The sequence below is a fragment of the Citrobacter sp. A316 genome (assembly GCF_002042945.1).
Lineage (GTDB): Bacteria > Pseudomonadota > Gammaproteobacteria > Enterobacterales > Enterobacteriaceae > Citrobacter > Citrobacter portucalensis.
The window spans coordinates 58023-82232 of record NZ_MVFZ01000001.1 but is presented as its reverse complement, the minus strand read 5'-3'; the positions used below and the strand labels follow the sequence as shown (position 1 = coordinate 82232).

General features: G+C 53.0%; 22 protein-coding genes, 1 tRNA gene and 1 pseudogene. 14 read left to right on the top strand and 10 right to left on the bottom strand.

Annotated features, from left to right (window positions below; translation table 11 throughout):
* Nucleotides 1-141 precede the first annotated feature (141 nt).
* On the top strand, nucleotides 142-522 hold the full coding sequence (locus tag BZK41_RS00390; protein ID WP_079936811.1) for an inner membrane protein YbjM: 381 nt from the start codon (nucleotides 142-144) through the stop codon (nucleotides 520-522).
* Nucleotides 523-556: 34 nt separating this feature from the next.
* Here BZK41_RS00390 and BZK41_RS00385 read toward each other — a convergent pair whose 3' ends face one another.
* Nucleotides 557-820 (bottom strand): GrxA family glutaredoxin, encoded by a 264-nt coding sequence (locus BZK41_RS00385; protein ID WP_003035358.1) that lies wholly within the window; start codon nucleotides 818-820, stop codon nucleotides 557-559.
* Nucleotides 821-992: 172 nt separating this feature from the next.
* Here BZK41_RS00385 and BZK41_RS00380 point away from each other — a divergent pair, with 172 nt between their 5' ends.
* The 10 genes from BZK41_RS00380 (at nucleotide 993) to rlmC (ending at nucleotide 9857) form a co-directional block, all read left to right on the top strand.
* Nucleotides 993-1283, top strand: a complete 291-nt coding sequence (locus BZK41_RS00380) for a YbjC family protein (protein WP_079936810.1) — start codon at nucleotides 993-995, stop codon at nucleotides 1281-1283.
* A complete protein-coding gene (gene nfsA, locus BZK41_RS00375; RefSeq protein ID WP_079936809.1) occupies nucleotides 1267-1989 on the top strand; it encodes a nitroreductase NfsA in 723 nt (240 codons plus the stop codon). The genes BZK41_RS00380 and nfsA overlap by 17 nt, the downstream gene beginning before the upstream one ends.
* A gap of 59 nt (nucleotides 1990-2048) precedes the next feature.
* Nucleotides 2049-2951 (top strand): 30S ribosomal protein S6--L-glutamate ligase, encoded by a 903-nt coding sequence (gene rimK / locus BZK41_RS00370; RefSeq protein ID WP_079936808.1) that lies wholly within the window; start codon nucleotides 2049-2051, stop codon nucleotides 2949-2951.
* Nucleotides 2952-3041: 90 nt separating this feature from the next.
* Nucleotides 3042-3518 (top strand): YbjN domain-containing protein, encoded by a 477-nt coding sequence (locus BZK41_RS00365; RefSeq protein WP_079936807.1) that lies wholly within the window; start codon nucleotides 3042-3044, stop codon nucleotides 3516-3518.
* 432 nt (nucleotides 3519-3950) lie between these two features.
* Entirely contained in the window at nucleotides 3951-5063 is a 1113-nt protein-coding gene (potF, locus tag BZK41_RS00360; RefSeq protein ID WP_079936806.1) for a spermidine/putrescine ABC transporter substrate-binding protein PotF, read from the top strand.
* A gap of 138 nt (nucleotides 5064-5201) precedes the next feature.
* On the top strand, nucleotides 5202-6335 hold the full coding sequence (gene potG / locus BZK41_RS00355; protein ID WP_079936805.1) for a putrescine ABC transporter ATP-binding subunit PotG: 1134 nt from the start codon (nucleotides 5202-5204) through the stop codon (nucleotides 6333-6335).
* A 9-nt stretch (nucleotides 6336-6344) separates the two neighbouring features.
* Nucleotides 6345-7298 (top strand): putrescine ABC transporter permease PotH, encoded by a 954-nt coding sequence (gene potH / locus BZK41_RS00350; protein ID WP_079936804.1) that lies wholly within the window; start codon nucleotides 6345-6347, stop codon nucleotides 7296-7298.
* The gene (gene potI / locus BZK41_RS00345) at nucleotides 7295-8140 is read left to right on the top strand and encodes a putrescine ABC transporter permease PotI (protein ID WP_008784246.1); all 846 of its coding nucleotides are present in this window, start codon (nucleotides 7295-7297) and stop codon (nucleotides 8138-8140) included. Before potH ends, potI begins: the two co-directional genes overlap by 4 nt.
* A 59-nt stretch (nucleotides 8141-8199) precedes the next feature.
* Nucleotides 8200-8688, top strand: a complete 489-nt coding sequence (locus BZK41_RS00340; protein WP_079936803.1) for a YbjO family protein — start codon at nucleotides 8200-8202, stop codon at nucleotides 8686-8688.
* Nucleotides 8689-8729: 41 nt separating this feature from the next.
* Nucleotides 8730-9857, top strand: coding sequence for a 23S rRNA (uracil(747)-C(5))-methyltransferase RlmC (gene rlmC, locus BZK41_RS00335; protein WP_079936802.1), 1128 nt, complete (start codon nucleotides 8730-8732; stop codon nucleotides 9855-9857).
* A gap of 326 nt (nucleotides 9858-10183) precedes the next feature.
* Here rlmC and BZK41_RS00330 read toward each other — a convergent pair.
* The 3 genes from BZK41_RS00330 to BZK41_RS00320 all read right to left on the bottom strand — a co-directional run bounded on the left by BZK41_RS00330 (nucleotide 10184) and on the right by BZK41_RS00320 (nucleotide 11975).
* Nucleotides 10184-10271: transfer RNA gene (locus BZK41_RS00330), tRNA-Ser, on the bottom strand.
* A gap of 149 nt (nucleotides 10272-10420) precedes the next feature.
* Nucleotides 10421-11098: an isochorismatase family protein gene (locus tag BZK41_RS00325; protein ID WP_032939929.1), complete on the bottom strand. Its 678-nt coding sequence runs from the start codon at nucleotides 11096-11098 to the stop codon at nucleotides 10421-10423.
* A gap of 16 nt (nucleotides 11099-11114) precedes the next feature.
* Complete coding sequence (locus tag BZK41_RS00320; protein WP_079936801.1) at nucleotides 11115-11975, bottom strand: pirin family protein; 861 nt, start codon at nucleotides 11973-11975, stop codon at nucleotides 11115-11117.
* A gap of 108 nt (nucleotides 11976-12083) precedes the next feature.
* Between BZK41_RS00320 and BZK41_RS00315 the strand changes: the two genes are divergently transcribed.
* Complete coding sequence (locus BZK41_RS00315) at nucleotides 12084-12995, top strand: LysR family transcriptional regulator (RefSeq protein ID WP_079936800.1); 912 nt, start codon at nucleotides 12084-12086, stop codon at nucleotides 12993-12995.
* Nucleotides 12996-13074: 79 nt separating this feature from the next.
* Here BZK41_RS00315 and infA read toward each other — a convergent pair whose 3' ends face one another.
* From infA to trxB, 6 genes and pseudogenes are all read right to left on the bottom strand, one after another.
* Nucleotides 13075-13293: a translation initiation factor IF-1 gene (gene infA, locus BZK41_RS00310; protein WP_002211347.1), complete on the bottom strand. Its 219-nt coding sequence runs from the start codon at nucleotides 13291-13293 to the stop codon at nucleotides 13075-13077.
* Nucleotides 13221-13578, bottom strand: a pseudogene (locus tag BZK41_RS00305) (hypothetical protein). The gene infA and the pseudogene BZK41_RS00305 overlap by 73 nt, the downstream one beginning before the upstream one ends.
* Nucleotides 13579-14283: a leucyl/phenylalanyl-tRNA--protein transferase gene (aat, locus tag BZK41_RS00300; RefSeq protein WP_079936799.1), complete on the bottom strand. Its 705-nt coding sequence runs from the start codon at nucleotides 14281-14283 to the stop codon at nucleotides 13579-13581.
* Nucleotides 14284-14327: 44 nt separating this feature from the next.
* A complete protein-coding gene (gene cydC / locus BZK41_RS00295) occupies nucleotides 14328-16049 on the bottom strand; it encodes a cysteine/glutathione ABC transporter ATP-binding protein/permease CydC (protein ID WP_079936798.1) in 1722 nt (573 codons plus the stop codon).
* Nucleotides 16050-17816: a cysteine/glutathione ABC transporter permease/ATP-binding protein CydD gene (cydD, locus tag BZK41_RS00290; RefSeq protein ID WP_079936797.1), complete on the bottom strand. Its 1767-nt coding sequence runs from the start codon at nucleotides 17814-17816 to the stop codon at nucleotides 16050-16052.
* Nucleotides 17817-17930: 114 nt separating this feature from the next.
* Complete coding sequence (gene trxB, locus BZK41_RS00285) at nucleotides 17931-18899, bottom strand: thioredoxin-disulfide reductase (protein ID WP_003831889.1); 969 nt, start codon at nucleotides 18897-18899, stop codon at nucleotides 17931-17933.
* Nucleotides 18900-19446: 547 nt separating this feature from the next.
* Between trxB and lrp the strand changes: the two genes are divergently transcribed.
* Both lrp and ftsK read left to right on the top strand, forming a co-directional pair.
* Complete coding sequence (gene lrp, locus BZK41_RS00275) at nucleotides 19447-19941, top strand: leucine-responsive transcriptional regulator Lrp (RefSeq protein ID WP_000228473.1); 495 nt, start codon at nucleotides 19447-19449, stop codon at nucleotides 19939-19941.
* A 134-nt stretch (nucleotides 19942-20075) separates the two neighbouring features.
* Nucleotides 20076-24140, top strand: coding sequence for a DNA translocase FtsK (gene ftsK / locus BZK41_RS00270; RefSeq protein WP_079936796.1), 4065 nt, complete (start codon nucleotides 20076-20078; stop codon nucleotides 24138-24140).
* Nucleotides 24141-24210 lie beyond the last annotated feature (70 nt).

Here is a 24210-nt window from a genome sequence, read left to right as displayed (position 1 = left end):
GGCTAGTTTAATCTCATTACGTATCAACGGCTATAAGAATCGTGTGGGTGTGTTTTTGGCATGGAATGCCGAGTTACTTTATCTGACTGGACGCCTGCGGGCGAAAAGAGTGTTCGATAGAGAATGTGTCAGGAGGAACGATTGAAACATAAGCAAAGTTGGGCGAGTGCGGTTTGCTGCTTTGTGCTCTTTATTGTGGTGTGTCTTTCATTAACGCTGAACGTGAAAGGGGCATTCAGAGCGGCAGGGCATCCTGAGGTCGGATTGTTGTTTTTTATCTTACCTGGTGCTGCAGCAAGCTTTTTTTCCCATCGTCGGGAAGTGCTCAAACCCCTTCTTGGTGCAATGTTGGCGGCGCCGTGCTGCCTGTTACTGATGCGGTTCGTTTTTATGCCGACGCGTTCATTGTGGCAAGAGCTGGCGTGGTTGTTTAGTGCGGTGTTTTGGTGCGCGCTTGGCGCATTATGTTTTTTATTTATCAGTAGCTTATTCAATCAGCGTCAACGGCGGAAAAAGAACTGATGACGCCCTCAAGCTGAGGGCGTAGAAACAGCTATCAGGCGAACAGATTCATGTTCTCTTTTGCCCAAGCTTCAAAATCCGTGCAGCCGCCGATGTGTTTTTGATCGACAAAAATCTGCGGAACGGTTTCAACTGGCTTACCTACCGTCTTTTCCAGATCTGCTTTGGTAATTCCTTCAGCATGGATATCAATATAGCGGAAGTTAAAATCGTCATGCTCACTGCTTAATTTTTCTGCTAATTCTTTTGCGCGCACGCAATACGGGCACCCTGGGCGACCAAAAATAACGGCAAACATCTCTTTCTCCTCGAACTTATCAGGCCGGATGGCAATACTGGTTATGATGCCGCGATTTGTGACGGATGGAAAGCAGGTTCAGCCTGTTGCTTTGATATCCTCAAGCTATATCTGTTAAACACGGCAAGCCGGAACGTTTTATAATGAAAGCCATTTCGCCGGGAGGCCGCGTATGCGCACAATTGGTGTATTACCCAAAAGCGTATTGATGCTGGAAATAATTGGGATGGTTTTGTTATCGCTGGCGCTACTATCGCTTAACGATTACCTCACCTTGCCCGCACCGCTTAACAGCCCGTTAGCCTGCGTGGTGATGATATTTCTGGGCGTACTGCTGATGCTCCCTGCTGCGGTGGCGTTGATGTGGCGTATTGCTCAACTGCTGGCACCGCAACTGATGTCACGCGCACCCGGTGATTCAACTGATTCAGACAGAGACAAAAGAGATGACACCAACCATTGATTTACTCCGCAGCCACCGTTCCATTCGCCATTTTACCGATGATGCCATTTCGGATGCACAGCGTGAGGCGATTATTGCCGCCGCTCAGGGAACGTCAAGCTCCAGTTTTCTTCAGTGCACGACGATCGTTCGCATAACGGATAAATCTCTGCGCGAATCGCTGGCTACCTTATCTGGCGGCCAAAAGCATGTGGCACAGGCCGCTGAGTTCTGGGTGTTTTGCGCTGATTTTAATCGTCATTTGCAGATTTGCCCTGATGCGCAACTTGGGCTGGCGGAACAGCTGCTGCTGGGCGTGGTCGATACTGCGATGATGGCGCAAAATGCGTTGACGGCGGCAGAGTCGCTGGGACTTGGCGGCGTGTTTATTGGCGGTCTGCGTAACAATATTGAGTCGGTCACCGAACTGTTGAAGCTTCCGCAACATGTTCTTCCGCTCTTTGGATTGTGCCTCGGCTGGCCTGCGGATAACCCGGATATCAAGCCGCGACTACCAGCATCGATTGTGGTGCACGAAAACCAATACCAGCCACTCAACAGCGATGCGTTGGCGCAATATGATGAGCAGCTCGCGCAGTACTATCTGACCCGAGGCAGCAATACTCGTCGCGACACCTGGAGCGATCATATTCGCCGTACCATCATTAAAGAAAGTCGCCCCTTTATCCTGGAATATTTGCATAAACAGGGGTGGGCCACGCGCTAAAGATTTTAACCCAGTGTATGATACGCCAGCTTTTACCAGGTCATTCAGAGAGGTGCAGGGTGAAAATTGCCATTTTGTCCCGGGACGGAACGCTCTATTCTTGTAAACGCCTGCGTGAAGCGGCGATGCAGCGCGGTCACCTGGTTGAAGTTATCGATCCCCTTTCTTGCTATATGAACATCAGCCCGGCGGCATCCTCTATCCATTACAAGGGCCGTCAGCTTCCCCATTTCGACGCGGTGATCCCGCGGATTGGTTCCGCGATTACCTTTTATGGGACGGCGGCGCTGCGCCAGTTTGAGATGCTGGGTAGCTATCCGTTGAATGAATCGGTAGCGATTACGCGAGCGCGCGATAAGCTGCGTTCGCTACAGCTGCTGGCGCGTCAGGGAATTGATTTACCCATCACCGGAATTGCTCACTCTCCGGACGATACCAGCGACATGATTGACATGGTTGGCGGTGCGCCGTTGGTGGTCAAACTGGTTGAAGGCACCCAGGGTATTGGCGTGGTGCTGGCGGAAACGCGGCAGGCTGCAGAAAGCGTGGTAGATGCCTTTCGTGGGCTGAATGCCCATATCCTGGTTCAGGAATATATCAAAGAAGCGAAGGGCCGCGATATCCGCTGTTTTGTGGTGGGCGACGAAGTAGTGGCTGCCATTGAACGACGGGCTAAAGAGGGCGATTTTCGTTCTAATCTCCATCGCGGTGGCGTGGCGACTATTGCGAGTATCACGCCGTGCGAAAGAGAAATTGCGCTCAAAGCCGCCCGGACTATGGGTCTGGACGTTGCAGGCGTTGATATTCTGCGCGCTGATCGAGGGCCACTGGTCATGGAGGTCAACGCGTCCCCAGGGCTGGAAGGCGTGGAGAAAACCACCGGGATAGACATAGCTGGCAAGATGATCCAGTGGATCGAACGTCACGCTACGCCTGAATTTTGCCTTAAAATCGGCGGCTAAGCGCAATATCGATTGCGATCGTGGTATGACACGCTCTTTTTGCGTAAGCTGTGCCGGTATTTTTTTCATCAATAGAGGTCGCACATTATTATGACATCACTGGTCGTTCCCACTCTGGATACGTTGCGTCAATGGCTCGACGACCTGGGCATGAGTTTTTTTGAATGCGATACCTGTCAGGCGCTGCATTTGCCGCACATGCAGAATTTTGACGGCATCTTTGATGCAAAAGTTGATTTGGTCGATAACGTCATTCTGTTTTCCGCGATGGCGGAAGTCAGACCTTCTGCGCTGCTGCCGCTGGCCGCCGATCTGTCCGCGATAAATGCCAGTTCACTGACGGTGAAAGCTTTTCTGGATATGCAGGATGATAATCTGCCAAAACTGGTGGTTTGCCAGTCTTTATCCGTTACGCCGGGCGTGACGTTTGAGCAGTTCGAATATTTTATTCGCCAGAGCGAAGAGCAGATATCGATGGTGATCCTTGAAGCCGGTGCGCATCAGTTGTTATTTAATGCTGAAGAAGATGCGCAAAACAGCACCGCTGAAATTCATTTCCTCCATTAATTCTTCCTGAGTCTGGACATATATTGCGCAGCCGCTGCCATAGCGGTTGCGTATTGCCCGTTTTTATTCTGCATTTAACCTTTCATTAAAGAATTATTCACCTCGATTCAGCGCCTTCCGCTTTACGTCATAGACAATTCCTGCATAAAAAATTGATAAAAGGCGTTTTTTAAGCTGGGCTATATCCACAATTCCTGGCTAAAGTTATTCTTGCGAAGCTTACCAACGTCATCATTTAAACAGCCCTTGTGACCAGTCCTGTGGCCACGATGTATGTTGAATGCCTGGGCGGATGCCAGCGAGCAATAGCGGCGTGAGGAGAGGTCCCTCTTTTCATCGGTGCCGCATGAAAGAATATGCACGTTTCTTGCATATCATTAGAGTGTGACATTTTTGTTCGTTTGTTAACGAACTTTCAGAAGGAAAGAGATTATGACCGCCTTAAATAAAAAATGGTTATCAGGCCTGGTTGCGGGTGCTCTGATGGCCGTCTCTGCCGGCACGCTCGCTGCTGAACAAAAAACGCTGCATATTTATAACTGGTCTGATTATATTGCCCCGGATACGGTGGCTAATTTTGAAAAAGAGACCGGAATTAAAGTTATCTATGACGTATTTGATTCCAATGAAGTACTGGAAGGTAAGCTCATGGCTGGCAGTACCGGCTTTGACCTTGTCGTTCCTTCTGCCAGCTTCCTTGAGCGTCAACTGACTGCAGGCGTATTCCAGCCGCTAGATAAGAGCAAATTGCCGGGCTGGAAAAAGCTTGATCCTGAACTGCTGAAGCTGGTGGGTAAACACGATCCGGATAACAAGTTTGCGATGCCGTATATGTGGGCAACGACCGGCATTGGCTATAACGTGGATAAAGTCAAAGCGGTGCTGGGACCGGATGCGCCGGTTGATAGCTGGGATCTGATCCTCAAGCCAGAAAATCTGGAAAAACTCAAAAGCTGCGGCGTCTCTTTCCTCGATGCGCCCGAAGAGGTGTTTGCCACGGTGCTGAACTATTTGGGTAAAGATCCAAACAGTACCAAAGCGGATGATTACACCGGACCGGCAACCGACCTGCTGTTGAAGCTGCGTCCAAATATTCGCTACTTCCACTCCTCGCAATATATTAACGACCTGGCAAACGGTGATACCTGCGTTGCGATTGGCTGGGCAGGGGACGTATGGCAGGCGGCAAACCGTGCGAAAGAAGCGAAAAATGGCGTCAATATCTCCTTCTCAATTCCTAAAGAAGGTGCAATGGCGTTCTTTGACGTATTCGCGATGCCTGCCGATGCGAAAAACAAAGACGAAGCCTATCAGTTCCTCAACTATCTGCTGCGCCCTGATGTGATTGCGCATATTTCCGACCATGTGTTTTATGCCAATGCCAACAAAGAAGCGACGGCTCTGGTCAGCCCTGAAGTTCGTGACAACCCGGGCATTTACCCGCCAGCGGATGTGCGAGCTAAGCTGTTCACACTGAAAGTACAGGATCCGAAGATCGATCGTGTACGTACCCGCGCATGGACAAAGGTAAAAAGCGGGAAATAAACCGATGTTTGGGACATGACCCGGCAGGATCTTTGCCTGCCGGGCAGCGTTGAGCCCGGACACATATAACCCGGCAATACGCACCGTTATGGTGCGTTATTTGCACCGTTTCTTTGTTTTATGCCGGAGAGCACCTGAGTGAATGATGCAACCCCACGCCCACAAGCGAAAATCCGCAAGGCGCTGACCCCGCTGCTTGAAATTCGCAATCTGACCAAGTCATTTGACGGTCAGCACGCCGTTGATGACGTCAATCTTACTATCTACAAAGGTGAAATATTTGCTCTGCTCGGCGCGTCCGGCTGTGGCAAATCGACCCTGCTGCGTATGCTGGCGGGATTTGAACTGCCGACTACCGGGCAAATCATGCTTGATGGTGTCGATTTAGCGCATGTCCCGCCTTATCTGCGTCCGATTAATATGATGTTTCAGTCCTATGCTTTGTTTCCGCACATGACTGTTGAGCAGAACATTGCCTTTGGCCTCAAGCAGGACAAACTGCCGAAGGCTGAAATCGCCAGTCGGGTGAATGAGATGCTGGGACTCGTGCATATGCAGGAGTTCGCCAGGCGTAAGCCGCATCAGCTTTCTGGCGGTCAGCGTCAGCGCGTGGCATTGGCGCGCAGCCTGGCAAAACGCCCGAAGCTGCTGTTGTTGGATGAACCAATGGGGGCGCTGGATAAAAAACTCCGTGATCGCATGCAACTGGAAGTGGTGGATATCCTGGAACGCGTCGGTGTGACCTGCGTGATGGTGACGCATGACCAGGAAGAAGCCATGACGATGGCGGGCCGTATTGCGATCATGAACCGTGGCAAATTTGTCCAGATTGGCGAGCCGGAAGAGATCTATGAACATCCGACTACGCGTTACAGCGCAGAGTTTATCGGTTCGGTAAACGTTTTTGAGGGACTGCTAAAAGAACGCCAGGAAGATGGTCTGGTGATTGAGTCTCCAGGACTGGTGCATCCGCTGAAGGTGGACGCCGATGCATCTGTTGTCGATAACGTCCCGGTGTATGTTGCGCTGCGCCCGGAAAAAATCATGCTCTGCGAAGCCCCTCCGCCAGAGGGATATAACTTCGCGGTAGGCGAAGTGGTGCACATTGCCTATCTGGGTGATTTGTCTGTGTACCACGTACGTTTGAAAAGCGGCCAGATGCTTAGCGCTCAGCTACAAAATGAACATCGTTATCGCAAGGGATTACCAACCTGGGGTGACGAAGTTCGTTTGTGTTGGGATGCGGACAGCTGTGTGGTGTTGACGGTTTAAGGAGCGAAGATGAGTACACTTGAACCTCCGGCACGCGTGGATAAAGCAGGGCGATTCACGCTGTTTATGTCACGGCTGCAAATGAAGCACGGGCGCAAGATGGTGATCGCGCTGCCGTACGTGTGGCTGCTGCTCCTGTTTTTGCTGCCTTTTCTGATTGTCTTCAAAATCAGTTTGGCTGAAATGGCGCGCGCTATTCCACCCTATACCGACCTTGTTTCATGGGCTGACGATCAGTTATCCATCACGCTCAACTTAGGCAACTTCCTGCAACTGACGGACGATCCGCTCTATTTCGATGCCTATCTGCAATCGTTACAGGTGGCGGGGATTTCGACAATCTGTTGCCTGCTGCTGGGATACCCGCTGGCATGGGCCGTCGCGCACAGTAAACCCTCAACGCGTAATATTCTGCTGTTGCTGGTAATCTTACCGTCCTGGACCTCGTTTTTAATTCGCGTGTATGCCTGGATGGGGATCCTGAAAAACAACGGCGTGCTGAACAACTTTCTGATGTGGCTGGGCGTCATCGACCAACCGTTGACGATTTTGCACACCAATCTGGCGGTCTATATCGGTATTGTTTACGCCTATTTGCCCTTTATGGTGCTGCCGATTTATACCGCGCTGACGCGTATTGATTACTCGCTGGTCGAAGCGGCGCTGGATTTAGGTGCCCGACCGCTGAAGACCTTCTTTAGCGTGATTGTGCCGTTGACCAAGGGCGGGATTATCGCCGGGTCAATGCTGGTGTTTATTCCGGCTGTCGGGGAGTTTGTGATCCCGGAACTGCTGGGGGGGCCGGATAGCATCATGATTGGCCGTGTGCTTTGGCAGGAGTTTTTCAATAACCGCGACTGGCCGGTGGCTTCTGCTGTCGCCATTATTATGCTGCTGTTACTGATTGTGCCAATCATGTGGTTCCATAAATATCAGCAAAAAAGCGTGGGGGAACACGGATGAATAACTTACCGGTCGTTCGCTCGCCGTGGCGTATTTTTATCCTGGTAGTGGGCTTTACCTTCCTGTACGCGCCGATGCTGATGTTGGTTATCTATTCGTTTAACAGCTCCAAGCTGGTGACGGTCTGGGCGGGGTGGTCAACACGTTGGTATGGTGAGCTTTTTCACGATAGCGCGATGATAAGCGCCGTCGGCATGAGCTTAACGATTGCTGCGGGTGCTGCGACGATGGCGGCAATCCTCGGCACCATCGCCGCCGTGGTAATGGTGCGCTTTGGTCGTTTTCGCGGTTCGAATGGTTTCGCTTTTATGATCACCGCGCCGCTGGTTATGCCGGATGTCATTACCGGTTTGTCGCTGCTGCTGCTGTTTGTAGCGCTGGCTCACGCCATCGGCTGGCCGGCGGATCGCGGCATGTTGACCATCTGGCTGGCGCACGTCACCTTCTGTACGGCGTACGTGGCGGTGGTGATTTCCTCGCGTTTGCGCGAACTGGACCACTCCATTGAGGAAGCGGCGATGGATCTTGGCGCCACGCCGCTGAAGGTCTTTTTCGTCATCACGCTGCCGATGATTATGCCGGCGGTGATTTCAGGTTGGCTATTAGCCTTCACACTGTCACTCGATGATCTGGTCATTGCCAGCTTTGTCTCTGGTCCTGGCGCCACAACGTTACCGATGCTGGTGTTCTCCAGCGTACGTATGGGGGTGAACCCGGAGATCAACGCGCTGGCGACGCTGATCCTTGGTGTGGTAGGAATTATCGGATTTATCGCGTGGTATCTGATGGCGCGAACAGAAAAACAACGGATCCGCGATATCCAACGTGCAAGACGCGGCTGAAAAAACTAAAATCTGCCAACCTGTCTATACGGCGCAGCTGTGGTGGCTGCGCCGTTTTCATGGAAGACGACGCGTTGGGATTTTTTAAGAAATCATCCACATCACATGCTCGCTTAAACGTCCCTGCTTTGGTGCAGGTGGCGGCGCTGGCTATTATCATGATCCGCTGTCTCGATCTGTTGATGATTTTTAATACGCTTGGGTTTCGTGGAACCAGTGAGTTTATTCATCGCAGTGTGCAGACCTGGAATTTGACGCTGGTGTTTCTGGGCAGTCTGGTGCTGCTGTTTATCGAAATTTACTGCGCATTTTCGCTGGTAAAAGGACGGAACTGGGCACGCTGGATCTATCTGCTGACCCAGGTTATCGCCAGCGTCTATCTGTGGGTGGCTTCTCTGGGCTACGGATATCCGGAACTGTTCAGTATTGCGGGGGAGTCCAGACGCGAAATCCTGCATACGCTGGTGATGCAAAAACTGCCGGATATGCTGGTATTGCTGCTGCTGTTTGTTCCTGCGTCCAGCAGGCGGTTCTTCCGTTTGCAATAACGTGTATAATCTTGGCCCCCGGTTAATTTGTAGGTCTTTGTATGCAGTGCGCACTATATGACGCCGAACGCTGTCGCTCCTGTCAGTGGATAACACAGCCTGTCGCCGATCAACTCTTCGAAAAAACAGCCGATCTGCAGAATCTGCTGGCCGAGTATCCGGTCGGAGAATGGTGCGCGCCGGTCAGTGGTCCGGAAAGCGCGTTTCGTAATAAAGCCAAAATGGTAGTCAGCGGCAGCGTGGAAAAACCGCTGCTGGGGATGCTGCATCGTGACGGTACGCCTGAGGATTTGTGCGACTGTCCGCTTTATCCTGAGTCTTTTGCGCCCGTATTTTCCGCGCTTAAGCCGTTTATCGCTCGGGCGGGGCTGACGCCCTATCACGTAGCGCGCAAACGCGGGGAACTGAAGTATCTGTTGTTAACGGAAAGTCGGTTTGACGGCGGTATGATGCTGCGTTTTGTCCTGCGTTCTGAAGCAAAATTAGCACAGCTGCGCGCAGCGCTCCCCTGGTTGCAGGCACAACTCCCACAGTTAAAAGTGATCACTGCCAATATTCAACCGGTGCATATGGCGATCATGGAAGGGGAGACAGAAATCTTCCTGACCGAACAACAGGCGTTGGCGGAACGCTTTAACGATGTGCCGTTGTGGATCCGCCCGCAGAGCTTCTTCCAGACTAACCCGGTGGTGGCGGGACAATTATATGCCACGGCGCGCGACTGGGTGCGTCAGCTTCCGGTTAATCACATGTGGGATCTGTTTTGCGGCGTCGGGGGTTTTGGTCTGCATTGCGCTACGCCGCAGATGAAACTGACGGGTATTGAAATCGCGCCAGAGGCGATTACCTGCGCGAAGCAGTCAGCGCAGGAGCTTGGGTTGCAGAATCTGCATTTTCAGGCGCTGGATTCAACTCAGTTTGCTACCGCTCAGGGCGAAGTACCGGACCTGGTGCTGGTGAATCCGCCGCGTCGCGGGATTGGAAAGCCGCTATGCGATTTTCTCTCCCGCATGGCACCACGTTTTATCGTTTATTCCAGCTGTAATGCGCAAACCATGGCGAAGGATATTCGTGAGTTGCCTGGGTATCGCATTGAACGCGTCCAGCTTTTCGATATGTTCCCACACACCGCGCATTATGAAGTGTTAACGCTGCTCAGCCGACAATAACTGACTTGCCTGATGGCGCTTCGCTTATCAGGCCTACGTGCTGTTCGTCATTCGTAGGCAGGATAAGGTGCTTGCACCGCATCCGGCAAATGCAACATGCGAAAAAAAAGCCCGTACTTTTGTACGAGCTCTTCTTAAAATATGGCGGTGAGGCGGGGATTGACTCGCTTTGCTCGCCCCTGCGGGGCAGCCCGTTCGCGATGCTCCCGGTCTGTCCAACTGGCTGCGCCAGTAGTCGAACCCCAGTCGGGGCTTCTCATCCCCACCTGGCTATGCAATATGCGAAAAAAAAAGCCCGTACTTGCGTACGAGCTCTTCTTAAAATATGGCGGTGAGGCGGGGATTCGAACCCCGGATACGTTGCCGTATACACACTTTCCAGGCGTGCTCCTTCAGCCACTCGGACACCTCACCATATTGTATTGCTGCCTGACCGCTTGGGGGGCAACGGGGCGCTACTATAGGGAGTTGCGCTAGAACGGTCAAGCAGAATTTACGTGTTAACTCTCGTTTGGTTACGCATTATACATATTCCTCCGCCCAGGCAGGCGCGGAGGATAGGATTAGCGCTGAGAGTCCAGTTTTTCGCCGTTGGTCACGACTTCCTGGGCTTTGCTGTAGCTTTCGATCAGCAACTGATAAGCCGGGAAGACTTTGGTATACACTTCAGCCCATTCGGCGGCGTCTTCACGGTTCCATGTGCCCTGAATTTCAGAAGCGACGGCGGCGGTATCCATCGGCACAACGCCAGCCTGAACAACGCGAGCCAGGGTGATTTCCTGCGCCATTTTGCTGTAAGTACCGGAAGCGTCGATCACAGCGAAAACCTTGTAGCCTTCCGCAACCGCGCTGATGGCCGGGAAAGCCATGCACACGCTGGTAATTGTACCGGCGATAATCAGCGTTTTACGACCCGTTGCTTTGACCGCTTTCACGAAGTCTTCGTTATCCCAGGCGTTGATTTCGCCTTTACGTGCCACGTATTGGGCATGCGGCGCATTGGCGTGGATCTCAGGGATCAGCGGGCCGTTAGGTCCCTGCGGTACGGATGCCGTGGTAATCACCGGCATCTTCGCCAGGGTTGCCATTTTTGCCAGCGCGGCGGCACGCGCACGTAGTTCTGGCATTGGCATGTCGCCGACGGTCTGGAACAGCCCGCTCTGATGATCAATAAGCAGCATGACTGAATCATTCACATCGATGACCGGACGTGAACCATTAAAGTTTGCAGGACTGGACATATTCTTCTCCTTCGATTCAGATTTGGCCAAAGCGGCCAGAGTTAAAATCGCGTACGGCTTCAGCGATTTCTTGTTTCGTGTTCATGACAAACGGACCGTAACCTACAATCGGCTCGTTCAACGGTTCTCCAGAAAGCAGCAGCACGCTGGCGTCGCTGGAGGCTTCAATATGTAGCGTTTTCCCTTGCTGGCTCAGCACCACCAGTTGCGCTTCGCTGGCAGAAGTAGTGCCGTTTACGGTGATATTCCCTTTCAATACCACCAGCGCAGTGCTCCATCCTTCCGGCTGCGACAACGTGAGCTGATGATTACGTTGCAAACGCATATCCCAGACATTCAGCGGCGAGAAGATATGTGCCGGGCCTTTTGTATCCTGATAGCTGCCCGCAATCACCCGAACGCTTCCTGCTTCATCGGGCAGGGCGACAGTGGGGATCACATCACTGCTGATGCCCTGGTAACCCGGAGCTGCCATTTTGTCTTTTGCTGGCAGATTGACCCACAGCTGTACCATTTCCAGTTCGCCACCCTGACGGGTAAATTCAGGTGAATGGAACTCTTCGTGTAATATTCCTGCTCCCGCAGTCATCCACTGCACGTCGCCGGGACCGATAATGCCGCCGCGCCCGGTTGAATCACGGTGTTCAACTTCGCCGCTGTAAACGATGGTCACCGTCTCAAAACCACGGTGAGGGTGTTCGCCTACGCCGCGTTTTTCGTTACCCGGTGTAAACGTATGTGGACCGGCGTAATCCAGCAGCAGGAACGGACTTAGTTGCTCAGCATGAGACTGGTAAGAAAACATCGAGCGAACCGGAAATCCATCGCCAACCCAGTGCGGGCGAGGTGCGGTGTAGACGCCTGTTACTTGTTTCATATGTGTCTCCTCTGTGGCGTTATCTTGATGTGAATAAGCTTATATTTATGACAGCGAGCTGAGTAGTAGCTAAAATAGTCCTCACTGTCTCATAAATAGGACAATTGGATGACAAAGCCAGATCTCAATGATTTTGCATGGTTTGTGCATGTTGTAGAGGAAGGGGGATTCGCGGCGGCGGGTCGGGCGCTTGATGAACCGAAATCAAAACTGAGCCGACGTATAGCGCAACTGGAAGAGAGGTTGGGGGTACGGCTGATTCAGCGAACCACCCGGCAATTTAATGTGACGGAAGTTGGGCAAACCTTTTACGAACACTGTAAAGCGATGCTGGTGGAAGCACAGGCGGCACAGGATGCGATAGCCGCGTTACAGGTTGAACCGCGTGGCGTGGTGAAGTTGACGTGCCCGGTCACGTTGCTGCATGTGCATATCGGGTCAATGCTTGCCCGTTTTATGGCGCGTTATCCTGACGTATCAGTGCAACTGGAGGCCACTAACCGCCGCGTGGACGTTGTTGGAGAGGGGCTGGACGTGGCGATTCGCGTCAGGCCCCGGCCATTTGAGGATAGCGACTTGGTGATGCGCGTCCTGGCGGACAGGGGACATCGTTTGTATGCCAGCCCGCAGTTAATCGAGCAAATGGGGGCGCTACACTCTCCGGCGGAGCTGACGCGCTGGCCGGGTCTGAGTCTGGCGACGGGTAAACATGTACATCGGTGGGAGCTATTTGGTCCGCAGGGCGCACGGGCGGAGGTGCATTTCACGCCGCGTATGATCACCACCGATATGCTGGCGTTACGCGAAGCCGCGGTTGCCGGTGTAGGGGTTGTACAACTACCGCAACTGATGGTGAAAGAACAATTAGCGGCAGGTGAACTGGTGGCATTGCTTGACGGTTGGGAGCCCAAGCGGGAGATTATTCACGCAGTCTTTCCGTCTCGTCGGGGATTATTGCCATCAGTGCGCGCATTAGTGGATTTCTTAACGGAAGAATATGCGCGGATGATTGAGGATTAAATACCTGACCTCAGCCCACAAAAAAGGCCGGTTAAACCGACCTTTTATTATCTGGACGCCATTCGGGCGTTAAAAACAATCAGCGACTACGGAAGACAATGCGGCCTTTGCTCAGGTCGTACGGGGTCAGCTCAACAGTCACTTTGTCGCCCGTCAGGATGCGGATATAGTTTTTACGCATTTTACCGGAGATGTGTGCAGTAACCACGTGACCGTTTTCTAACTCTACGCGGAACATGGTATTAGGTAACGTATCGAGAACGGTACCCTGCATTTCAATATTGTCTTCTTTGGCCATCTAATCCTCTGGGGTATCACTACCGTAATTTGAACCGGCAAGATAATGCCGAAGTTCTTTTAATAAGTAAAGATTTGTGCGTTTAAAACACAGCAAATCGGGTTTGGCGCATTACTCTAACCACACACGGCGAAGCCGCACTTAAAGCGCAACGTGTAAGGGAACGAGGAGATAAACGATAGGCGTTGCCTGACGCGAACTGTTCCTTAACGGCGGCGGGGTAATGGGCTAAACCAACTCTGCGCGACAATTATAACACCCCGACAAAAAATGTGCCGAAAACATTCACCTTTGAGGCGAAAATAACGTCCTGGGAACCCAGAAATGGCTCGGTAGCCGCTGCTGGCGCAGTCTGCTCAGGTGTTCAAGGTACTCCCGACGTGGGGTTTCGACGGCGCCCAGCGAAGCTGTGTGGCTATTTAATACCTGGCAGTCGATTAATTTTCCGCCCTGACGGATAAATTCAGTACAAAACACAAGCAGTGCGGTTTTGGACGCATTTTCCTGACGGCTGAACATTGATTCGCCACAAAATAGTGTACCTTGCGCCACGCCATACATACCGCCCACTAATTCATTTTGTCGCCACACTTCAATGGAGTGCGCATGCCCCAGTTCGTGCAGGCGATGGTAGGCATCAACTACATCATGCGTTATCCAGGTGCCTTCTTCCCGGTCGTTCGCACAGCCTTCAATCACCTGACCGAACGCGTAATTGAGCGTCACGCGATAAGGCGAGTTTTTATGAAAGCGTTTCATGCTGCGGCTGAGATGAAATTTCTCGGGCCAAAGAATGGCGCGTGGATCGGGCGACCACCAAAGGATGGGGTCGCCAGGCGAAAACCACGGGAAAATTCCGCGCTGATAGGCCATTAACAGTCGGGCTGGACTGAGATCGCCGCCAAGCGCCAACAAACCGTTAGGCTCGCGTAAAGCGCCTTCCGGTGAAGGGAAGGCTATAGAATGGCGGGACAATTGCACCAGGCGCATGACAGCGAAACTCCACTACGCGAGTTTGATCGTTCAATAATAGCTTACAGACGTTGCTTAAACTGGTAATAACGCCCCTGCCGGGCTAACAAATCTGCGTGATTACCTTGCTCAATAATGTGTCCGTTGTCCATCACTATTATTTGATCAAAACGTGACAAGCCGCGCAGACGATGTGTCACCATCAATACGGTTTTATCGCGCATGACATCGCTAATTAATTCAAGCATTTGGCTTTCTGTTGTTGCATCAAGCCCTTCGGTCGGTTCATCCAGCAGCATCAGTGGGGCATCGTGCAATAAGGCGCGGGCGATAGCCAGACGACGGAGTTCGCCGCCAGAAAGCTGTCGACCACCTTCACCTAACCAGGCGTTGAGTCCATCACCCTCAAGCAGTTTGTCCAGACCGACGCGGCACAGCATCGCGGATAATGTGTCATCACTGGCGTGCGGTGCTGCCAACAGCAGATTATCGCGAAGCGTCGCGCTGAACAGGTGCACGCGCTGTGGCACGACGCTGATGCTCTGGCGCAGCGTGGTTTCACTGAGGGCTGAAATCGGCTGCTCATTAATCAGAATTTCGCCGTGCTGCGGATCCCATGCGCGGGTTAGCAATTGCAGTAACGTTGACTTACCGCAACCGGTGCGACCGAGAATGGCAATGTGTTCACCGGGCTGAGCCTGTAGGGAAAGGGTGTCGAGTGCTTTTTGTGTTTGCCCCGGATAACTGAATGAAACATCGCGCAGCGTGAGAGTGATCTGCTCAGAAACCGGAGAACCGGCATCCGGGAAGGTGACTTCTGGCTGCTGTTCGGTCAGTTCGGTGATGCGCAGCGCAGAGGCAATAACCTGTCCGAGATGCTGAAACGCGCCGGTGACGGGTGCTAATGCTTCAAACGCGGCCAGCGCACAGAAGACAAACAGCGCGATCAGCGCGCCAGGCTGGGTATTGCCACCCACGCCGCCTGAGGCCATCCATAACATTACAACCACTGCCAGTGCGCCGACTAACAGCATGACCGCCTGTGATAGCGCCGTTAATTCAGACTGACGTCGTTGGGCTTCATGCCACTGCAACTCGGTGGCTTCCATTTGGGCGCGGTAACGTTCACTGGCGCCAAAGATGGTCAGTTCAGCCTGGCCCTGCAACCAGGATGTTAACTGCTGACGATACTGCCCACGTAAATGCGTCAAACTTTGCCCGGTGCTTTTACCTGCCTGATAAAAGAGTGGAGGCAAGATAAATAAGGTCAGCAGCATAATACCGCCGAGAGTGATAGCCAGCGTGAAATCGAGAACGCTTAGCCCCAGCGTGACCACCATGATGACGACAAAAGCGCCCACAAGTGGGGAGAGTACGCGCAAATAGAGATGATCGAGCGTGTCGACATCCGCCACCACGCGGTTAAGCAATTCACCTTGTCCATAACGGGACAGGCCAGCAGGGGAGAGCGGCAGCAGTTTGCTGAAGGTATAAATACGCAAATGTTGCAGCACGCGGAACGTCGCGTCGTGGCTGACCAGTCGCTCGAAATAGCGGCCCGCGGTTCGGGTGATTGCCGCACCGCGTACCCCGGCTGCAGGGAGCATATAGTTAAAACTGTAAATCCCGGTGACACCTACCACCGCAGAAGCCGACAGGAACCAACCTGAAAGCGTCAGCAAACCAATACTTGCCAGCAGTGTGACGATCGCCAGAACGATCCCCAGGGTTAACATCCATTTGTGACGTTTATACAGCGTCAGATAAGGTAGCAAAGCGCGCATTTAGATGTCCTCCTGACGATGAGCCAGTAATGTCGCAAACGCCCCGTTGGCTGCGCTAAGTTCGGCATAAGTGCCTTGTTCAACGATCTGTCCGTCCTGCATCACCCAGATAACGTCCCAGTCGGCAAGATCTTCAAGTTGATGTGTCACCATCAGCGTGGTCTGGCGGCGTGACGCTGCGTTCAACGCCTGCATCACGCGTTGTTCGCTGTGCGCATCAAGGCTGGCGGCGGGCTCGTCCAGCAACAATAACTGACATGGATTGAGTAAGGCGCGAGCCACGGCAACGCGCTGCGCTTGTCCGACAGAAAGTCGAGCAGCCTGATCGCCTACTGGTGTATCCACACCCTGTGGCAGAAGTGGTAAAAACTCACTGACCCAGGCGCTGTCGAGTGCGGCCTGTAGCTGTTCTTCGTTGGCATCGGGGCGAGCGAGCAGCACGTTATCGCGTAACGTGGCGGCAGGGAGCTGCGGATTTTGTCCAACCCAGGACAGCTGTTTGCGCCAGCAATCAGGCGACAGGTCGCGCAGCTCAAAGCCGTTAATCCGCAGCGATCCCTGATAAGAGAGAAAACCGGACAGGACATTGAGCAACGAACTTTTACCGGAGCCGCTGCGGCCAACCAGCACTGCGCGTTGGCCCGCTGGCAGGGTAAAGTTGAGCGGACCTGCAAGCACTTTACCTTCCGGCGAGGTGATGACCAGATCTTCTGCTTCAATTGAAACAGCGTCTTTTGTCGTCAGCTCAATGTCGCCACGCTCAGGATGTGCAAGCGGGGTTTCCATGAAGGTTTTCAGACTATCCGCGGCACCAACGGCTTGCGCTTTTGCGTGATAAAACGTGCCCAGATCGCGCAGGGGCTGGAAAAATTCCGGCGCCAGAATGAGCGCAAGGAAGCCTGCAGCCAATGTGACGCCTGTCCCGTAGTGGCCAAAATCGAGCTCACCGAGGTAGGAAAAACCGAAGTAAACCGCGACCAGTGCGATGGACAGGGAGGTAAAGAACTCAAGGACACCGGATGACAGAAACGCCAGGCGCAGGACTTCCATGGTGCGCTGGCGGAAATCTTGTGACGCTGCGCGGATGCTTTCTGTTTCAGCTTCGCCGCGACCAAAGATTCTTAGCGTCTCCATACCCCGGAGGCGATCGAGGAAATGGCCACTGAGGCGAGCAAGAGCCTGAAAATTGCGGCGGTTAGCGTCGGCTGCACCCATACCAACCATCGCCATAAACAACGGGATCAGCGGGGCAGTTCCAAGCAGAATAAGGGCGGCTACCCAGTTTGACGGGAATACCGCTGCCACGATCAATAAGGGGACGCATACGGCCAGAGCCATTTGCGGCAGATAACGTGCATAGTAATCATGCATGTCATCAATCTGTTCCAGGATTAGCGTAGCCCAACTCCCGGCCGGTTTGCCTTGTATCCAGGCGGGACCTGCTTGTTGTAGACGGTCAAGCACCTGACGGCGAATCTCAAAGCGGATATGTTGGCCAGCATGAAACCCGACGCGTTCGCGTAACCAGACGACCCATGCTCGCAGGATGAAAATCAATACCAGCACAATGAAAGGGAGCAGAAGCGCCTCTCTGGGGATATTGTCCATGATCATATGGTCGAGAATTCGGGCCATGAGCCAGGCCTGAGCGACAATTAACAGGCCGCTCACGAACCCCAACAGGCGTGAAATGTTCAGCCATCGTTGGGAAATTACACTTTGCTGTTTTAACCAGCGGGTCAGTTCTTTTTGACGGGTTTTATTCATTGCACGCTTAGCAGGTGAGTTATTGGAATTTTTGGGCAGGGCAATGTTACAACGGGGCAAAAATAAAGGCGACTTATAGTCGCCTTTTTTACTTTTGTTACTGATTTGTAAAACTTATTTGCAAGCGTCTGCCAGACCGTCGAGATAACGTTCTGCGTCAAGCGCAGCCATACAACCGGTGCCTGCTGAAGTGATCGCCTGGCGATAAATATGGTCCATTACGTCACCGGCGGCGAATACACCCGGAATACTGGTTTGGGTGGCATTACCATGAATACCGGACTGAACTTTGATGTAGCCGTTCTCCAGTTCAAGCTGACCGTCGAAAATGGCGGTATTCGGGCTGTGACCGATAGCGACAAACAACCCTGCAACGTCAAGTGACTCGACGTTGTCAGTGTTTTGCGTATCGCGCAGGCGCAGTCCGGTTACGCCCATTTGATCGCCGGTCACTTCTTCCAGTGTGCGGTGGGTATGCAGCACGATGTTGCCGTTTTCGACTTTATCCATCAAACGCTTGATCAGGATTTTCTCGGCGCGGAAGCTGTCACGACGGTGAATCAAATGCACTTCAGATGCGATATTCGCCAGGTACAGCGCTTCTTCAACAGCGGTGTTGCCGCCGCCGATCACCGCAACTTTTTGATTACGGTAGAAGAAACCGTCGCAGGTCGCGCAGGCAGAAACGCCACGGCCTTTGAATGCTTCTTCTGAAGGCAGACCCAGGTAGCGTGCTGACGCACCGGTGGCGATGATTAATGCGTCACAGGTGTATTCACCGCTATCGCCGGTCAAACGGAAAGGACGGTTTTGCAGATCAACTTTGCTGATATGATCAAAAATGATTTCAGTTTCAAATTTGGTCGCATGTTCGTGCATACGTTCCATCAGCAGCGGGCCAGTGAGATCGTGCGGATCGCCAGGCCAGTTTTCCACTTCTGTTGTTGTGGTCAGCTGACCACCTTTTTCCATACCGGTAATCAGTACCGGTTGCAGGTTAGCGCGTGCAGCGTAGACCGCAGCGGTATATCCCGCAGGGCCAGAGCCCAGAATAAGAAGTTTACTGTGTTTGGTTGCGCCCATGAGATCCCCATAGTTGTTGGCAGGCAATGAGCAGGATTGTAGGGAATTTACAGGCGTAAAAAAAGAGTATGGCGATTTTGTTAACAATATGTGTAATAGCAGAAACCGATGAACGGGTGAATTAAGCGTAATACTATAACGATTTCTACTTAAAATCGGTCAGTTATAAGGTGATAAAATGACGATTTTCCATCACTGCGAATGAATAACTGGCATGTTGTACTAAAAATCGATGTTTTGCTTTGACAATCACCTGCTGTTTTGCGAAAACATTCAAGGAAGAAAAAAACTGTGTCATGTATGTGCTGCATAATCATGCATGTAGATACCATGTTTACCGTGTTAGCGAAATCTACGCATGGTGTGGACAGATGCCATTCGTGATGTCGATAGCCGCCGACAGGCAACGGTCTTCTCACCATAAACCCAGACATTGCGAACCGAAAATCCCTCTGGGTTGCGGTTTATTTTGATGGGGAGCGACTCTGAACAGTGATGTTGGTAGAGTCAGGCAGGAGTAGGGAAGGAATACAGAGAGACAATAATAATGGTAGATAGTAAGAAGCGCCCTGGCAAAGATCTCGACCGTATCGATCGTAACATTCTTAATGAGCTGCAAAAGGATGGGCGTATTTCTAACGTCGAGCTTTCTAAACGTGTGGGACTTTCACCAACGCCCTGCCTTGAGCGTGTGCGTCGGTTGGAAAGACAGGGTTTCATTCAGGGCTATACAGCGCTGTTAAACCCACATTATCTGGATGCATCACTTCTGGTTTTTGTTGAGATTACTCTGAATCGTGGCGCTCCGGATGTGTTTGAACAATTTAACACTGCGGTACAAAAACTTGAAGAAATTCAAGAGTGTCATTTGGTTTCCGGTGATTTCGACTATTTGCTGAAAACACGCGTACCGGATATGTCGGCATACCGTAAGCTGTTGGGGGAAACCCTGCTGCGTCTGCCTGGCGTGAATGACACACGTACCTATGTAGTAATGGAAGAAGTCAAACAGAGCAATCGTCTGGTAATTAAGACGCGCTAACACGGAACAGGTGCAAAATCGACGCAGTTTGATTACACTCCTGTTAATCCATACAGCAACAGTGCCGGGGCAACCCGGTGCTGTTGTCCGTTTTAGCATCGGGCAGGAAAAGCCCGAAACCTGGAGAGCCGTTTTTGAGCCAGGAATACACTGAAGACAAAGACGTCACATTGACGAAGTTAAGCAGCGGGCGCCGACTTCTGGAAGCGCTACTGATCCTTATTGCCCTTTTTGCCGTCTGGTTGATGGCTGCCTTACTCAGCTTTAACCCTTCGGATCCCAGTTGGTCGCAAACCGCTTGGCATGAGCCTATCCATAATCTGGGCGGAATACCTGGAGCATGGCTGGCGGACACGCTGTTCTTTATTTTTGGCGTCATGGCCTACACCATCCCCGTCATCATTGTCGGTGGCTGCTGGTTTGCCTGGCGACATCAGGCCAGCGATGAATACGTCGATTATTTTGCCGTTTCGCTGCGCATTATTGGCGTTCTGGCGCTGATTCTCACTTCCTGCGGGCTGGCCGCAATTAACGCCGATGACATCTGGTATTTCGCCTCTGGCGGCGTGATCGGCAGTCTGCTCAGCACTACGCTACAACCATTGCTGCACAGTAGCGGCGGCACGCTGACGTTGTTGTGCATTTGGGCGGCTGGATTAACGCTGTTCACCGGTTGGTCATGGGTGAGCATTGCGGAAAAACTGGGCGGCTGGTTACTCAACATCCTGACGTTTGCCAGCAACCGTACCCGCCGCGACGATACCTGGATCGATGACGAAGAATATGAAGATGAAGAAGAGTCTGTCGATGCCGCTGATGGCAAACCCCATGAATCGCGCCGTGCTCGTATCCTGCGCGGTGCGTTAGCGCGCCGTAAGCGTCTGGCTGAGAAATTTACCAACCCGCTTGGTCGTCATACTGATGCGGCGCTGTTCTCCGGCAAACGCATGGATGATGAAGACGAAATTGAATACAGCGCCCGTGGCGTGGTTGCCGATCCTAACGATGTGCTGTTCTCCGGTAATCGCGCGACGCTGCCAGAATATGACGAACTTGATCCACTGCTTAACGGGCACTCGGTGACCGAGCCTGTGGCTGCAGCAGCTGCAGCTACAACAGCCGCTCAGGCATGGAGCGCGCCGGTTGATCCGTTGCTGCAAACGTCGCCTGTGACCAATACTGTTATGGAGCAACCGGTCCCAACCGTGGCCTGGCAACCCGTGCCTGGTCCGCAAACCGGTGATGCCACGATTGCACCAACGCCAGAAGGTTATCCGCAACCAACCCAGTACGCGCAACCTCCGGTGCAGCAGCCGTATGAGCCATGGCAACAGCCTGTTGTGGAGGAGAGTCCGCAGCCGCAATATTACGCACCGCAGCCCGTTGAACCTGTATATGCGCAGCCAGTCGCGCCGCAGCCGGAACCTGTTTATCAGTCAGAGCCCGTGCTGCAACCTGTCTATCAACAGGATCCGACATCTCAACAGAACGCCACATTCCAGCAGCCTGCTTATCAGCCGGAGTCTGTGCCGCAACCTGTTTATCAGCAGGAATCAATCCCTCAACAGAACACTACGTTCCAGCAGCCTGTGGTTGAACAACCACCAGTGGTGGAACCTGAGCCGGTGGTTGAAGAAGTTAAACCGACTCGTCCGCCGCTCTATTACTTTGAAGAAGTCGAAGAGAAACGTGCGCGTGAACGTGAGCAACTGGCCGCATGGTATCAGCCGATTCCAGAACCTGCTCAGGAGCCTGAGCGTGTTAAGCCGTCTACGCCATCTATGCCGACGACGGCATCCATACCGCCAGTTGAGTCTGTTGCTGCCGTTGCACCGCTGGCTGCCGGTGTAAAAAGCGCCGCTTTAGGGGCGGGGGCCGCTGCCGCAGCGCCTGTCTTTAGCCTTGCGGGTGGCGGTGCGCCGCGTCCGCAGGTGAAAGAGGGCATTGGCCCGCAGTTGCCGCGCCCGAATCGTGTGCGCGTGCCTACTCGTCGTGAGCTGGCTTCATATGGCATAAAACTGCCGTCACAGCGTATGGCTGAAGAGAAAGCGCGCGAAGAGCAGCTTGATACAGATGCGTACAATGACGATGAAATGGATGCAATGCAGCAGGACGAGCTGGCACGTCAGTTCGCTCAGTCGCAGCAGCATCGTTATGGCGAAGAGTATCAGGACGATACCCACCAGACTGATGACGAAGATTCAGCCGCAGAAGCGGAACTGGCTCGCCAGTTTGCTTCTTCTCAGCAGCAGCGTTATTCCGGTGAACAGCCTGCCGGAGCGAATCCGTTCTCCCTCGATGACTTTGAATTTTCGCCAATGAAAACGCTGGTGGATGAGGGGCCGCATGAGCCGCTGTTTACGCCTGGCGTAATGCCGGAGCCCGCGCCGCAGTACCAGGAACCCGTTGCGCCGCCGCAGCACTATCAGCAACCGACACAGCCAGTTGCACCACAGCAGCACTATCAGCAACCAGCGCAGCCAGTTGCACCGCAGCAGCATTATCAGCAACCGGTGCAGCCAGTTGCACCGCAGCAGCACTATCAGCAACCGGCGCAGCCAGTTGCACCGCAGCAGCACTATCAGCAACCAGCGCAGCCAGTTGCACCACAGCAGCACTATCAGCAGCCAGCGCAGCCTGTTACACCGCCGCCGCAGGATAGTCTGATCCATCCGCTGCTGATGCGTAATGGCGACAGTCGTCCGGCGCACCGTCCAAGCACGCCGCTGCCATCGTTAGATCTGCTCACGCCGCCGCCGAGCGAAGTTGAGCCGATAGATACGTTCGCACTGGAACAAATGGCGCGTCTGGTGGAAGCGCGTCTGGCGGATTTCCGCATTAAAGCCGATGTGGTGAACTACTCTCCTGGCCCGGTGATTACTCGCTTTGAGCTTAATCTGGCTCCAGGGGTTAAAGCGGCGCGTATTTCTAACCTGTCACGAGATCTGGCGCGTTCATTGTCGACCGCGGCGGTGCGTGTGGTTGAGGTAATTCCAGGCAAACCGTATGTTGGACTGGAATTACCGAACAAAAAACGTCAAACCGTTTATCTGCGTGAAGTGCTGGATAACGCTAAATTCCGTGATAACTCATCTCCGCTGACAGTGGTGCTGGGCAAAGATATTGCGGGCGAACCGGTAGTGGCCGATCTGGCTAAAATGCCGCACCTGCTGGTGGCAGGGACAACCGGTTCCGGTAAGTCTGTTGGGGTGAACGCCATGATCCTCAGCATGCTCTATAAAGCGCAGCCGGAAGACGTTCGCTTTATCATGATTGACCCGAAAATGCTGGAACTTTCTGTTTATGAAGGTATTCCGCATCTGCTGACTGAAGTTGTGACCGACATGAAAGATGCCGCCAATGCCTTGCGTTGGAGCGTCAATGAAATGGAACGTCGCTACAAACTGATGTCGGCGCTTGGCGTGCGTAACCTTGCCGGTTATAACGATAAGATTGCTGAAGCCGCCCGTATGGGACGTCCAATTCCGGACCCATACTGGAAGCCGGGCGACAGCATGGATGTTCAGCATCCGGTTCTGGAAAAACTGCCGTATATCGTGGTGCTGGTGGATGAATTCGCCGACCTGATGATGACCGTTGGCAAAAAGGTGGAAGAACTGATAGCTCGTCTGGCGCAAAAAGCGCGTGCGGCAGGGATCCACCTGGTGCTGGCAACCCAGCGACCATCAGTTGACGTTATCACCGGTCTGATTAAAGCGAACATCCCGACGCGTATCGCCTTTACGGTGTCCAGTAAAATTGACTCGCGTACCATCCTTGACCAGGGCGGTGCGGAATCGCTGTTGGGTATGGGTGACATGCTTTATTCTGCACCAAACTCGACGATCCCTGTGCGTGTACACGGCGCCTTTGTACGCGATGAAGAAGTTCACGCGGTGGTTCAGGACTGGAAAGCGCGTGGTCGTCCGCAATACGTTGATGGCATTACCTCTGACAGCGAAAGCGAAGGCGGCGGTGGCGGCTTTGATGGTGGCGAAGAACTGGATCCGCTGTTCGATCAGGCGGTGAACTTTGTTACTCAGAAACGCAAAGCCTCAATCTCCGGCGTTCAGCGTCAGTTCCGTATCGGTTACAACCGAGCGGCGCGCATCATCGAACAGATGGAAGCGCAGGGAATTGTCAGCGAACAAGGGCATAATGGTAATCGTGAAGTGCTGGCTCCGCCGCCCTTCGAATGATTGCAAAGTTAAGTAATTCAGTATTTTCTACTTTCCTCATGCTGATTTTTGGCCTGAAATGGATAGCAGA

What these genes read in the sequence shown, in the direction of transcription:
- BZK41_RS00380 (WP_079936810.1), top strand. Translation starts at nt 993, where the DNA reads ATGCGCACAATTGGTGTATTACCCAAAAGCGTATTGATGCTGGAAATA.
- rlmC (WP_079936802.1), top strand. Translation starts at nt 8,730, where the DNA reads ATGCAGTGCGCACTATATGACGCCGAACGCTGTCGCTCCTGTCAGTGG.
- BZK41_RS00340 (WP_079936803.1), top strand. Translation starts at nt 8,200, where the DNA reads ATGGAAGACGACGCGTTGGGATTTTTTAAGAAATCATCCACATCACAT.
- infA (WP_002211347.1), bottom strand. Translation starts at nt 13,293, where the DNA reads ATGGCCAAAGAAGACAATATTGAAATGCAGGGTACCGTTCTCGATACG.
- aat (WP_079936799.1), bottom strand. Translation starts at nt 14,283, where the DNA reads ATGCGCCTGGTGCAATTGTCCCGCCATTCTATAGCCTTCCCTTCACCG.
- cydC (WP_079936798.1), bottom strand. Translation starts at nt 16,049, where the DNA reads ATGCGCGCTTTGCTACCTTATCTGACGCTGTATAAACGTCACAAATGG.
- potH (WP_079936804.1), top strand. Translation starts at nt 6,345, where the DNA reads ATGAGTACACTTGAACCTCCGGCACGCGTGGATAAAGCAGGGCGATTC.
- BZK41_RS00385 (WP_003035358.1), bottom strand. Translation starts at nt 820, where the DNA reads ATGTTTGCCGTTATTTTTGGTCGCCCAGGGTGCCCGTATTGCGTGCGC.
- nfsA (WP_079936809.1), top strand. Translation starts at nt 1,267, where the DNA reads ATGACACCAACCATTGATTTACTCCGCAGCCACCGTTCCATTCGCCAT.
- trxB (WP_003831889.1), bottom strand. Translation starts at nt 18,899, where the DNA reads ATGGGCGCAACCAAACACAGTAAACTTCTTATTCTGGGCTCTGGCCCT.
- lrp (WP_000228473.1), top strand. Translation starts at nt 19,447, where the DNA reads ATGGTAGATAGTAAGAAGCGCCCTGGCAAAGATCTCGACCGTATCGAT.
- BZK41_RS00365 (WP_079936807.1), top strand. Translation starts at nt 3,042, where the DNA reads ATGACATCACTGGTCGTTCCCACTCTGGATACGTTGCGTCAATGGCTC.
- cydD (WP_079936797.1), bottom strand. Translation starts at nt 17,816, where the DNA reads ATGAATAAAACCCGTCAAAAAGAACTGACCCGCTGGTTAAAACAGCAA.
- BZK41_RS00325 (WP_032939929.1), bottom strand. Translation starts at nt 11,098, where the DNA reads ATGTCCAGTCCTGCAAACTTTAATGGTTCACGTCCGGTCATCGATGTG.
- potI (WP_008784246.1), top strand. Translation starts at nt 7,295, where the DNA reads ATGAATAACTTACCGGTCGTTCGCTCGCCGTGGCGTATTTTTATCCTG.
- BZK41_RS00320 (WP_079936801.1), bottom strand. Translation starts at nt 11,975, where the DNA reads ATGAAACAAGTAACAGGCGTCTACACCGCACCTCGCCCGCACTGGGTT.
- BZK41_RS00315 (WP_079936800.1), top strand. Translation starts at nt 12,084, where the DNA reads ATGACAAAGCCAGATCTCAATGATTTTGCATGGTTTGTGCATGTTGTA.
- potF (WP_079936806.1), top strand. Translation starts at nt 3,951, where the DNA reads ATGACCGCCTTAAATAAAAAATGGTTATCAGGCCTGGTTGCGGGTGCT.